The 13,302-nt window shown below is 41.2% G+C and carries 9 protein-coding genes; 6 read left to right on the top strand and 3 right to left on the bottom strand.

The features are described from left to right. Positions 1-163: 163 nt before the first annotated feature. Positions 164-1,141 carry an ABC transporter ATP-binding protein gene (locus QJ048_RS19720; protein WP_282336149.1) on the bottom strand — a complete coding sequence of 326 codons (978 nt, stop codon included), beginning with the start codon at positions 1,139-1,141 and terminating at the stop codon, positions 164-166. A gap of 200 nt (positions 1,142-1,341) precedes the next feature. On the opposite strand from QJ048_RS19720, the gene QJ048_RS19715 reads away from it, so the two are divergent. Genes QJ048_RS19715 through QJ048_RS19705 form a run of 3 tightly spaced genes read left to right on the top strand, consistent with a single transcriptional unit; the run spans position 1,342 to position 3,014 of the window. Beyond that, entirely contained in the window at positions 1,342-2,139 is a 798-nt protein-coding gene (locus QJ048_RS19715; protein WP_282336148.1) for a HipA family kinase, read from the top strand. Further along, positions 2,117-2,500, top strand: coding sequence for a DUF3037 domain-containing protein (locus QJ048_RS19710; protein WP_282336147.1), 384 nt, complete (start codon positions 2,117-2,119; stop codon positions 2,498-2,500). Before QJ048_RS19715 ends, QJ048_RS19710 begins: the two co-directional genes overlap by 23 nt. Before the next feature lie 22 nt (positions 2,501-2,522). Further along, positions 2,523-3,014 (top strand): hypothetical protein, encoded by a 492-nt coding sequence (locus QJ048_RS19705; RefSeq protein ID WP_282336146.1) that lies wholly within the window; start codon positions 2,523-2,525, stop codon positions 3,012-3,014. Here the strand turns inward: QJ048_RS19705 and QJ048_RS19700 are convergent, their stop codons facing one another. Beyond that, positions 3,015-3,950 (bottom strand): AraC family transcriptional regulator, encoded by a 936-nt coding sequence (locus QJ048_RS19700; protein WP_282336145.1) that lies wholly within the window; start codon positions 3,948-3,950, stop codon positions 3,015-3,017. A gap of 1,120 nt (positions 3,951-5,070) precedes the next feature. Then, positions 5,071-5,328, bottom strand: a complete 258-nt coding sequence (locus tag QJ048_RS19695) for a phosphodiester glycosidase family protein (protein WP_282336144.1) — start codon at positions 5,326-5,328, stop codon at positions 5,071-5,073. A gap of 169 nt (positions 5,329-5,497) precedes the next feature. Between QJ048_RS19695 and QJ048_RS19690 the strand changes: the two genes are divergently transcribed. From QJ048_RS19690 to QJ048_RS19680, 3 genes are all read left to right on the top strand, one after another. After that, complete coding sequence (locus QJ048_RS19690; protein WP_282336143.1) at positions 5,498-5,953, top strand: hypothetical protein; 456 nt, start codon at positions 5,498-5,500, stop codon at positions 5,951-5,953. 194 nt (positions 5,954-6,147) lie between these two features. After that, a complete protein-coding gene (locus QJ048_RS19685) occupies positions 6,148-7,359 on the top strand; it encodes an OmpA family protein (protein WP_282336142.1) in 1,212 nt (403 codons plus the stop codon). A gap of 274 nt (positions 7,360-7,633) precedes the next feature. Continuing rightward, positions 7,634-13,036 (top strand): DUF7379 domain-containing protein, encoded by a 5,403-nt coding sequence (locus QJ048_RS19680; protein ID WP_282336141.1) that lies wholly within the window; start codon positions 7,634-7,636, stop codon positions 13,034-13,036. Positions 13,037-13,302: the final 266 nt, after the last annotated feature.

The raw sequence follows: 13,302 nt of genomic DNA, 5'->3' as shown, positions 1-13,302 counted from the left end.
CGCGGAGGTTTTTTCACAGAGGAAAGGAGAACTAGGGCGTTGATAAATGGGAACCCATGAGAAAACGATATATACTCGGGGACCCAGACGACACCTCCTTCTTTTCTCTGTGAAAAAAACTCCTTTACTCCGTGGTTAAAAAAACTGTCGGCACCAGGAGCAACTAGATATACCACACATCGCCCGCAAACAATGTCAGATAAACAATGCCTCCTTCCTTGTAATGATTGTCAATTGTTTTTACGGTAATAGAATTGCCGGGAATGGTGACAGAAAGCTCGTGAAGACTTCCTTCGAAGTTTACTTTTTTCACAATGCCTTTGATGGCATCATTGGTTTCTGCGCTGGTAATCTTAAAGCTTTCAGGGCGAATTAAAAGATTGCTTCCGGCCAGGATGAATTTTCCAAAAATGCCCGCATTGTCTGCCGGTATTAAGTTGTAAGAACCGAATAGTCCTGCCACATATTCATTGATGGGATGTTTGTAAATTTCCTGTGGTGTACCCTGCTGTACAATCTTTCCCTGTTTCAACACAATGATCTCCTCTGCCCATGAAAGTGTGTCAAAGGGATCGTGCGAGCAGATGATACAAGAGGTGCCCAAATGTTCCTGGATATCTTTGATGACTTTTTTAAGCGTGTTTTTATGAATGAGATCCAGATTGGAAAACGGCTCATCGAGCAATAAAAGCCGCGGTGAAGAAATTAGCAATCTTGCCATGGCAATGCGTTGTTTTTCTCCACCGGAAAGTTTGTCTGTTCTACGTTTTAGCAAATGACTTATTTCGCAGATGTCAAACAATTTGTTGGCCTCATCTTCAGGTAACTCATTTGCGTAAGACAATAATTCTTCTACTCTATAATTGTTCAGCAACTCGTAGTGTTGCGACAGATAAGCAATGCCCGGGTGTCCGGGAATTAATTTTTCTGCAGGGCCCTCCACACGTGTACCTTCAAAATAAATGTTTCCGTGGTCTGGTTGTGAAAGTCCGGCGATAGATTTGAGTAATGTGCTTTTTCCTGATCCTGTTTCGCCGGCAATGGCAATGTTCTGCGTTTTGTTTTGCGAAAAACTTACACCATTCAAAACATCACTTGTTTCAATACGTTTGTAGATATCTGTTACTTGTAAAAAACTCATTGGTCAGGATTTGGAGGCGTGAAAATACGAAGAAATTGAAAGTTGAAAATTGAAAGTTGAAAATGAAGGGAACGCAGATTGTCATGGTTTTGATGATTAGTTAGGTATTCAAGAAAGATCATACTTAATCTTAACAATCATAAAAATCTGCGTTCCATTTTCAACTTTCCATTTTCAATTTTCAACTCCTATCTTGCACTATGAATTTTTCTGAACCAGAAATAAGAACGGTTAATGTAACGCGTTATGTGACGCCGTTGCGAGAGGGCGGTTCGCTGCCAGCTATTGCCGAGGCGGACGACGGGTTTAAGTACGTGCTTAAATTTCGCGGGGCGGGACAGGGAGTGAAGGCGCTTGTGGCGGAATTGATAGGTGGGGAAATTGCAAGGGCACTTGGGTTGAAAATGCCTGAAATAGTTTTTGCAAATCTTGATACAGCATTCGGCCGCACGGAACCGGATGAGGAAATACAGGATCTGCTGAAAGCAAGTGTGGGGTTGAATCTTGCGATACATTATTTATCCGGCGCCATCACTTACGATCCGGTAGTGACGAAGCTTGATCCATTATTGGCTTCACAAATTGTGTGGATGGATTGTCTCTTGACCAATGTTGACCGCACTGCACGCAACACCAACATGTTGATGTGGCACCATGAACTTTGGTTGATCGATCATGGTGCATCCTTATATTTTCATCATTCGTGGAGCAATTGGGAAGAGCAGGCTGTGAGGCCATTTGCAATGGTGAAAGATCATGTATTGCTGCCGCAGGCAAGTGAATTGGAGAAAGTGGATGAAAGGTTCCGTGAGATATTAACGAGTGATCGTATCCAGTCAATCGTTAATACTGTGCCTGATGAATGGCTGAGTAATTATGGAGAAGATATGACACCGCAGGAAATCAAGCAGGTGTATGTACAATTTTTAACAACGCGTATCGCACAATCCAACGTTTTTGTAAAAGAAGCACAGCATGCAAGAAAATCACTTATTTGAGTACGCCGTTATACGTGTAGTGCCTCGCGTAGAGCGTGAAGAATTTCTGAACGTTGGGATCGTGCTGTACTGCCGTAAGCCGGTTTTTTTAGAAACAATTTATTCGCTGGATGAAGAACGTCTTCGTGCGTTATACGCCGATATTGATATTGACCAGCTACGTGAATATTTGAAGGCTTTTGCATTAATTGCCGCAGGAGATATTAATGGCGGTCCGATTGCAAAACTGGATGTAGCCTCACGTTTTCGCTGGCTAACGGCAACACGAAGCACCATTATTCAAACTTCTAAAGTGCATCCGGGATTTTGCGCAGAGCCGCAGAAGACGGCGAAGAAGTTGTTTGAAGAGTTTGTAATTTGACCCTGTAAATAACCCTAAATCTATGCATTTCAGAACCATACTATTGTTGTCATTTTTGATATGCTGTTCTTGCGGGCTCTCAACAAAAGAACAATGGAACGCCATTCAAAAAAAAGAAAGTGTTTATCTAAAGGATATAATTGTGCGCTTTAAAAAGCCGCTTTGGCAAGACACTGCCGACATCTGGGTTAACACGCCTTATAAGAATTATCCATACAAAAAATATTGCTCAGGATCTGTGCGCGCAAATTTTAAAATGAATAATTTATATGTAATTCAGAATTTGGGCGCTGATTCCCTGGGGCTGGCAAAATCAATTCTGAAGAAAATGCAGACGACTGGAGTTGCTCATCTGGTTGCCCAAAGAATCTATGGTGATGATCTGACTATTTACTATTATACAGACAGGGACGCAGATTGGGTTGGTGTTACCGAAAAACTTAAGGAGCATTATGAAAATTTTGAAATGCAGGAAGATCCGGAATGGAAGGTGTTGAATGACCTTACTTATTAATCAGTCGATCCGCATACAACTCAAATCTTTATACACCTTCGGAGTAATGCCCTCTACTTTTTTAAATAACCTTACAAAATAATTTACATCAGAAAAGCCACAACGGTAGCTTACTTCGGTAATGCTATGGCTGCCGTAACTCAGTAATTGTTTCGCAAGTTTTATTCTTTCACTGTTAATGTAATCAAGTGGTGTAATGCCAAACTGCTGGCGAAACCATTTAAAGAAATCATTGCGGCTCATATATGCTTTGCGGCTAAGCGTGTCAACAGCAATTTTGCCTGTAAGATTTTCGTGAATATAATTGAGAATATAATGAAGTCTTGTACGATTGCTTATTTCTGATGCTTCACTCGCCGTTTGTATCATGTGCTGACTTTGCACAAGTCTTATCAGTAATTCTTTAAGATTGAGATCTGCGTAAATATTTTTAGCAGTGTCGCTGCTGCTACAAATGCGGATCAGTTTGTTAATGATATCTGTGATCTCAGCATCATTGTTGAAGTGGTATTGATTAAACTGCAATTTCCAGTTATGCTTTATGTCTGGATCGCTGTTGTAATGATTGTTTAAATAACCGAGCGTATCATTGATGTATCCGGAAGCTATGGCGAGTGCTACACACTGTGTTGGATTAAGCTCTGACGCTTCAGGGAAATCAATTACCATGGGTTCGTTTCCAGCGGCGATTGCCGTTTCTCCGGGTAAGTAGGTGAATGCAGGTTTCTCAAAAAGATGCACGATCTTTTTTCCCCGCATCATACTAGTGATTACAAAATCATTGAAGGTAAGTGGAACACGATAAGTTTCCTCGTAGCTTTCAAAAATATTCAGTTCGCAGTTGTTGAGATTAAACACGCGCCTATGCTCCACAAATGTTTGCAGCTCTTTGCGCGGAGTGAGGCTAATGGTGTTCAGATAATTATGGCTGGGCACAACCGAACGTTTTTGGTTATATCAAAATACTAAAAAATAATCCAAGACAGAAAAAGTAAAGTACGATTGTGCTATAAAAAAGTACTAAAGTGCAGCACACTTAAGCAGTTATTTTAGAAGTTAGTATTCAGACTGATGTGTAAAGAAAAATACGGGCATTTTATTGGTGGTGAGTGGGTAGTGCCGAATACATCGATAACGTTTCCGATGATGAATGAAAGTTGTTTAGGACAAGTAGCCATAAGAAATGGAAAAGAAATTAGAGAAGTAGTTTATGAGCTACAGAAGTCTTTAAAAAGGAAAACCGCTGAACAAAAGCCTGTAAGCATTGTGTGCTCCATCGGGTATGTGGGCACATTTTGCTGAACGGCGAGAAAAAGAGGACAGGCTCTGAAGATCATTCGACAAAATTGAAAGCTACCCAATATAGGCTAGTTGGAAGATGCATAAGTTCTTTGCGGCGGCGAAGCATTTCTTAAAAAATAGTGGGCTTGAGAATAGCTTTTACTAAGCCTGCTATTTTCAATAGACACAAAGAGGTGTACATTTTCCACGAAAAAGTTTTGGGTCTGTTACATCGTAACAGCCTTTATAACAACCGGGGAAGCAATAGCGATAGCCAATGACACATTGTATGGACTGGGCGCGGGTGTATGGAAGAGAGATTCATGAATTGTATCAAGCGCCCGGAACCATGCAGGCCGGACGAGTTTAAGTCAACTGTTATCACGCATATCCTGCTCATGTGCCTTTTGGTGGTTATAAAGAATTGGTTTCGGACGCGAAACCGACAAAATGATGTTGAGCTATTGTAGTCAAAACAGACGTAGTTGATTTCATACAGCAAGAATAAAATAGGCTTCTTCTAAATCATGAACAGGTGTCGGATAATGGGGAGCGGTGGCGAAAGCCACTGCTCTTGCTTTTTTTGAATATAGAAAACGAATTGCTTTGCAAGTGTCCAGGGTGCTTGCCTCTGATACTGCAAAAAATCCGACTGCAAAATGAAACACGAACCGAGGTAGCCAAGCGTAGATGAAATGACGATGAAGACCGGGGGTGTTCAGAGATCTGGCATGTTCCTAAAACTTGCCAGGTCCGGCACTCCAACTGTACAACGTCATTCATTCGTCGTTACTCCAATTATAACACCAAAATCGCCATCTGTTTGAATCCAATTTTTTTCAGGAAGGTAAGTTCGTGAAACAAATCCATCAAGGTACAATGCATTCTTGCAGCCGATGCTTTTGAAATAATTTGCAAAATCATACAGGTTTATTTCTTTCTTAGACATTGCGAAAATAATTTTGTTGGGCAAAATGCTGGCTGTTACAAAAACTAGTTTCGTGTTTGCAGCTGTGCGAAAAAAATGTGGCATAAATACGAGATGTTTTTTTAATGAAAATCCACATTCTTTTTCTAATCAATTGTTCTACAATTCCTTCAAGCCCTTTAAAATAAAGGTTTTCGATTGTTATCGAAAAGCAGTATTTTCATAGGGCTAACGCTTCCCCTCATTGAGAATTAACCCCATAAAATTGTAAATTTTGAAATCAAAATTTATAAGCAAACCATTCAACTTACTGCTTTTTGCAGCAACCATGCTTTTTATTGTCTCTCTTTTCGTAAGTGATGAAACGGCCAACCTGCATTACAATGATGCTTACTATGTACTTTCCTTAAAAATGATTTGTCTTTGTGGCGTTGTGTTTCTTGGCTTTTTCTGGTTTCTCTACAGAGCCACCAATAATTTTTTATATTCACGCATACTGACGTGGCTGCACGTTATAATAACGGTTGCTGCCATATTTCTTTTCCTTTCCGCGCTGCAATCAAACACTGCCCATAGACCTACACGATATATAGATATTGTAGGCGTCGACACGATTGATCATACATACGTGACATCGATAATCATAGTCATTTGCGCATTTATCATAGCGCAGTTCATTTACATGTTGAACATACTTTTTGGGCTGTCGTCGAAGTCGATGTTGGAATAACTGAATAACCGAATAATCGAATAACTGAATAACTGAGTTGGGCTTAATGCCCAACTCTAAATGCCTAATGCGGGCCTTGGGTCAGGCGTTTAGAGTTCTACATTCAGTTATTCGGTTACTCACTTATTCAGTTATTGCCCCGAACTATTTCTTCTTCTTGTTGTTAAACCCCCAAACAACAAAAAAAACAATCTATGGCCTTCAATTTACTTGACGCGGTAAAAAGTTATTTGCCGGGGGATATAATATCTAAAGCTGCGGGTTATTTGGGAGAGTCAGAAAACAGTGTAGCCAGAGGACTTGATGCTGCCGTGCCGCTATCATTGGCAGGCATTATTCAAAAAGCGGAAGCAGGCGGTGCTGATACGATTTTCAATTTTGCAAAACAAGCATATAACAGCGGCATTCTGCAAAACTTTGCCGGGACATTCAGTCATTCCGGAGGCGGAATACCGGCATCGGCACCGGGTTTGCTAACGGGTATCTTCGGTAATAACTTTGGCGGTATTGCTAACGCATTGTCAAGTAATCTCGGTTTGAAGGGTTCTACTTCGTCGGCATTGTTTGGTTCCATCGTTCCATTGATTTTAGGGCTTTTGGGCAAGCATGCTGTTGATAATAACCTTTCCGCAGGAGGATTGTCTTCTTTTTTGGGAGGTCAGAAGAGTGCCGTGCTTGGCAGCCTGCCTGCAGGTTTTGATGTTACAAAGTTGTATCCTCTGCACAGTCCCGCATCTCATCACATGGCCCCTGCGCCAGCAACAGTGGAGCCTCCAAAAGGTAATCTTCTGTTGTGGGTAATAGCCGGTCTGTTTTTCCTATGCATAATGTGGTGGCTCATGCGGAGCTGCAATGGTGAAAAACATGAAGAGACTGCTGCAACGGAAATGGTTGCCCATGAAGAAAAGCATGATACTACCGCAGTAACGATGATCAGTCCTGCTCACGAATCTTTAAAACTGACATTGCCGAATGGAGTGGAGATCAATGCGTTTAAAGGCGGCATAGAAGATGAGTTGATAGCGTTTATCAAAGATTCAACAAAGATTGCGGGTAAGGACAATTGGTTTGATTTTACCGAACTGAACTTTAAATTCGGTACCGCAGAAATTGTTCCGGAGAGCCGTGTAGAAATAGACAACATCATACAGATATTAAAAGCATTTCCTAAAGTGAAAATAAAAATAGGCGGCTATACGGACAAAGTAGGAGAGGAAGCTGCTAACGTAAAATTATCATACGAAAGAGCAAACGCCGTAACCAAAGCCTTGCAGGATGAGGGTGTTGGAGCACAAGTCGTAAAAGCAGAAGGTTACGGATCCCAGTATGCGAAATATCCCGCAACAGCGCCGGAAGAAGATCGTATTAAGGACAGAAGAGTGGCGGTTAGTGTGAGGGAGAAATAACTGAATAACTGAATAGCCGGGTAACTATACCTGAAGGGCAAGTTTGTCTTCAGGTTTAGTTACTCGGTTGTTGTTTTTGCCTATTGCAAAAGTTTGAAAATTCGACTTTCTTTGCATATCCGCATACCTCCTAAACCTTATCCAACATTCCTATCAAATATTTAGCTTATCAAGTTTACTTGTATTGTTATTGTCACTATTACTGACGGGTATCTTCTTTTGTCAAAAGATAAATACCCCCGCGATTATTTTTTAACTACCAAATACCACCATTGTGAACGAACTTAACCCCAGGCAAATAGTAGTAAAAGGCGAAAAGATTGATAATCCCAATGCCGCTATTGAAGGCGCGAAACTAGTGGATAGTTATCTGATCGGTGCCGCAACAAGAGGTGCACAGGAAACTCATCCTATTTCTCTTGAGAAGTCAGATCGTTTATTGCAGTTTGTGTTTGAAGATGACTCCAGCTGGATGTGTGATGCTTCTACGCTGCATGAATTGTTTCCTGATGTAAACGTGCCAAACAGATCCGGAGAGTTTGTAGTGCCCAATGCTATTGCAAATGTTGATAGTGAACGTGGCGTTGTGGGGCAGGCTGCTTTAAAACTCCTTAACGTGTTTGCAAAGGATGCTATCCCGGATGGAATAAAAACAATTGCTGCAAAGCTGGAAGGAAAGTTGGTTGAAGGAAAAGATCGTTTATGTGTACTGCGTAAAGACTTTGTTTTAGATAAAGTTAATTACGAAGAACTGTCAAAGGATTCGCCTGTTCTTTTATTTATACACGGTACCAATTCAAATACCATTGGAGGTTTCGGGAAGTTTGACAAAAATGTTGATTCCTGGAACTATATCCACAATACCTACAAAAACGTTCTCGCGTTTGAGCACCGCACACTTACAATAAGCCCCTTGCAAAACGTGCTGAATTTTGTAACGCAACTGCCTGAACAAGCAAACCTGAATTTGCATATAATAAGTCATTCGCGTGGTGGTTTGGTGGGCGATATACTTTGCCGTTATTCCAAAGACGACGATAAAAGCTTTCTCGGATTTTCAGATGCGCAAATGCGTATTCTGCAGATGGAGGGAAGAACAGAAGACATTAATTGCATCAGGGAGTTAGACAAGGAATTTGGTAAAAGAAAAATAAAAGTAAAAAAGTTCGTTCGTGTTGCGTGCCCTGCGGCAGGTACGAGATTGGCGTCTAAAAGACTGGACAATATATTCAATGCGTTATTCAATTTTTTAGGAGGCAGTGCAAATGTTATTGGGGATGTTTTCAAGGAACTGATTGCAGAAACAGTTAAAACAAAAGCCGATGTGAAAACATTGCCGGGCATAGAAGCAATGTCTCCTGATTCGCCATTTATTAAGGTGCTCAATGATAGAAATGAAGAAGCTTCTATTAGTGCGCAATCTCTTGCCGTAATATCCGGTAACGGTGCTATTAGCCTCAGCCTAAAAAGTGTTGGTGTCATTCTGGGAAAATTGTTTTTCCAGCAGAGGAACGATCTGGTCGTTAATACGGATTCCATGTATTTGGGAACCCGCAGAAATGGCGATATCCAATATTTTTTCGACCAGGGAGGAACAGTCGATCATTTCAGTTATTTCCTTAACAGTAAAACCAACGCTGCGATCATTGGAGCATTGAAAACTGAAGATGGAAAACCTATTCCCGGTTTTGCAAGCGTTAGTCAATATGAAGTGCCTGCTAGCGATAGAGGCCTGGATCATGGCGAACTTTTTCCATTTACAGATGTGCCATCAGGCAAGAAACCTATCGTTGTTTTATTGCCGGGTATTATGGGTTCTAACTTGTCAAAAGGAAAAGATAAACTATGGCTCAATTACATTTCTGCACTTGGCGGAGGGTTATTGAAAATGGAAAGAGTGGATGATAAAGGCATAACTGCTACATCTTTGATTTCATCTTCTTATAAGCAATTGGCCACACGCCTTTCACATAACTATGATGTGGTGATATACCCATTTGATTGGCGAAAGCAATTGCAAGACAGTGCAAAAGATTTTAATGACAAAATCGTTGAGTTGCTAAAATTTAATCAGCCCATCAAAATAATAGGTCACTCGATGGGCGGTGTGTTGGTCCGCGATTTTATCATTAACCATAAAGAAACATGGACACTGTTAAACAAATCGGAAGGCTTTAAACTGTTATTCCTTGGCGCACCACTCGGCGGTTCGTATCGCATACTTACCGTTTTGTTTGGCAGCGATTCCATCATTCATTCTCTTAGTATGCTTGATATAAGGCACACAAAGAAAGAGTTGATCAGCATGTTTTCAACTTTCCCCGGAATATTAAGTTTGTTGCCGATTACTACAGATGGAGGAAATGATTTTGGTAAGCAGAAGATTTGGAAAGAAATGGCAAATGCATTAGGTGATGGCGACTGGCCGCTTCCTTCCACTGAGCAACTGGATATTTTTGCTAAATACCGCGACAATATTCTCGCTAAAAGGGATGAGATCGATTATACCAATATTGTTTACATAGCGGGACAGGATAAAGCCACGCCTTGCGGATATTATAATGACATGATTCCGCCGAGAACAGAACTTGTTTTTCTAAGCACTGCAGAAGGTGACCAAAGCGTGACATGGGAAATGGGTATTCCTAAACAAATGACTGAAAAGTATGAAAAGCAGGTATACTATGTAAACGTGTCTCATGGAGCATTGGCAAATGAACCAAAGATCTTTGATGGTATTGAGCAGATACTTTCCAGCGGCTCCACTACTTTAATTAGTAATCAAAAGCCTTTGGTGAGAGGTGGGGCAGAAAGCTTCCGTTCACCGGTTACGTACAATTTCGATCTTTCAGAAAGAGGTATTTCAAACAATGTACTCGGTATTTCGAATGAGAATATACAACGGGCAAACCAGGTGCCACTATCCGTGTCCGTTAGTTGCGGTTGTTTGGACTACGCTTCTCATTATATAGTGGCGGGGCACTTTGCAAACGATGGCATTTTATATGCTGAGGCGGCAATCAATAGTGCACTAAACAACAATCTTGTTAAGAGAAGTGCTCTTGGTATTTATCCCGGGGATATTGGCACCAATACAATTGTTGCCGGTAACATTCAAACCGATAGGATTGCAGGCGCAATCATCGTGGGACTGGGCGAGGCAGGCAAGCTCACGCCATTTCTACTTTCTGCAACGGTAGAAAAAGGAGTTTTAAAACATCTGCTGGACATCAATAGTAGAAAGCCTGATACATCGGAAGTTGGACTTTCTGCTTTAATGATTGGATGTGGTTATGGTGGCCTGACTATAGACAGTTCCATAAAGGCGATCATAGAAGGCGTGAATAGTGCCAACACCAAAATGCAGGGGGTGCAAAAAGACAATGAAGGTGTAAGACTTGTGCAAAATCTGGAATTTGTAGAGCTATATGAAGACAAAGCGTTTAGTTGTCTTTATTCCCTTACAAGAATTGAAAGCAACGAAAATAACACCTATAACATAAGGCTGGTTGAAAGGAAAATACGTGAAATGTTTGGCGCTCAAAAAACGCTCAATTTATCAGCTATGACCGAGGCGTGGTGGAACCGGATTTCTGTGAGGTTTAAAAAGCCAAAGGAAGTGCCGGCAGATTCGAAGAACGTTATAAAAGAACTTCCCAGTATAGTTTTTAACGCAGGTACAAATGAAGCACGGGAAGAAGAAATGGAACTTTTTAGCAGTACACCGCTTATAGATCTTTTTATTGAGCAAATGTCCACACAAAATCAATGGGATGCTACTCTTGCAAAAACACTGTTTGAGTTAATGATACCCAACCAGTTTAAACAAAATCTTAAAAAGAATGGTAGTCTTTTGTGGGTGCTGGACAAGGATGCCGCAGCATATCCATGGGAGTTATTGCAGGATAGTGTAAACGATGCAAAACCTTTGTGCATAAATGCCGGCATGATCAGGCAATTGGCGACATCCAGTTACCGCGCAGATATCAGGCGGGCTTCAACTGATTTAGCGTTAGTTGTCGCTGATCCGGTAACGAATGGTTTTTTGCCGCAATTGAAAGGAGCAGAAAGAGAAGGCATAAACGTTGGAAAACTGTTGGAGGTAAATAATTATCCGAAGGTTTCGCTGATCGGAGAAACTGCTGAGAAGATAATACCAGAGATTTACAGCAAGGAATTTAAGATCATGCATTTGGCAGGACACGGCCTCTTTAATCCTGCTGATGTAAATAATTCGGGAATGGTGATAGGGAAAGATTTGTTTTTGTCGGTTAACGCGATAAAACAAATGAGCACAGTTCCTGAACTGGTGTTTATTAACTGTTGCCATTTAGGTAAAGTTAATCCTGACTATGAAGTGTATCTTCAAAACAGATACAAGTTGGCGGCCAACATCGGTACAGAACTAATTGATATGGGCGTGAAGGCTGTGATTGCCGCAGGATGGGCCGTAAATGATGATGCAGCATCCGAGTTCGCGATCAGGTTTTATTCGGAGATGATGAATGGTGAGGCATTTGGCGAAGCAGTAAAAAAGGCAAGAAACACTATTTATAAAGATGTCAATTCCAATAACACGTGGGGTGCTTATCAGTGTTATGGAGATCCTTACTATAAACTCAGAAACAGAGCGTCAAAAAGCGATGCGAAACAAAAGGCACCAGTTTATCTTTTTAAAGATGAAGCGGAAATACAGCTCATTAATTTGAGGCGAAATCTTGATACAAGAACGATCTCCTGCGAAGATTCGAGAGTAAAACTTGGATTGATTTCCGATGCGATTGAAAAGGCTGAAATGAGTAATGGTAAGACACTTGAGCAGCAGGCGTTGATCTTTTATGAACTTGCGGATTACGCATCTTCTGTTAAGCAATTTGATTTATTGCGTGCACAGGAGCTGGCAGATTTCTCAGTGGCGGCATTGGAAAAATATTGTATTACCAAAGCGAGAGATCTTGTATTTACTACCGGACCGCTAAATGCAAGCCCATCACAACTAAAACAAATAGACGTGATAATTGGAGAGTTGAAACAGTTGAATAATATAAAAGAAACGTCAGAGAGGCTTATGCTTATTGCTGAAACGTACAAGAAAAAAGCGTTGATAGCTAAAAATCCTAACGATAAAAAAGCTGCCTGCGATGGTGCATTTGAGTTTTACCAACAGGCAATTAGCAAGAAGGGTGATAATATTTCTGCCTTATGTCATTTTCTGCTACTGGATAATTTACGGCCCGGTAAGAAGCCCCAAACCGGTAGTGCGATTGATAAGCGTTGGAAGATAATAAGGAGTCGTATGAACGTATTGTATAGTGCAAGCGATAACAGACGATTGGACTATTGGGAATCGATGGAATATTTCTGGTGCTACCTTACGTGTATTATTTTAGGACCTCGACCACCAATTGTTCCGTCTGGCAAGGACGAAGCTGGTGTTTGGCAGGATCTTTTGAATTGGTGCAGTTACGTTTGGAGAAATGCAGCCAGCAAAGGAAAGCACTTAGATGAAATAGAAGCCCTGGAAGCTTTGTGCGACTTGTTGGGTGTTTCTTCTATAGAGAGTGGCAATAACTTAAAATCGAGAGTTGATAATCTTAAGGAAGGATTGGAAAAACAGGTATGGGGAGGGAAAGCACAGACAAATGAACATGTAAACTCTTCCAGTTCCAGGCGATGAATTTCATACAAATAACGAATCTGTTTGTAGAAATTAAAGCAAGCCCGCACCGTCATTGCGAGGCCTTCGGAGAATGAATGTCTGCATTACAAAAACAAATCAATATAGCGGCGTGTGACCTAAGCAATCTCTGGCAGCGTGTTTGAGATTGCTTCGCCCCCGTTGTTGGCTGTGCTGCTTTGTTTTGAAATTGATGCATTCACTCTCGGCCGGGGCTTACAATGACGGTTTGCCGGATTGAAACCTCGTTCACCCAATAGAATTCC

This window comes from Pinibacter soli, from assembly GCF_029961145.1.
Lineage (GTDB): Bacteria > Bacteroidota > Bacteroidia > Chitinophagales > Chitinophagaceae > Pinibacter > Pinibacter soli.
This window is presented reverse-complemented; position numbering and strand designations above follow the sequence as displayed.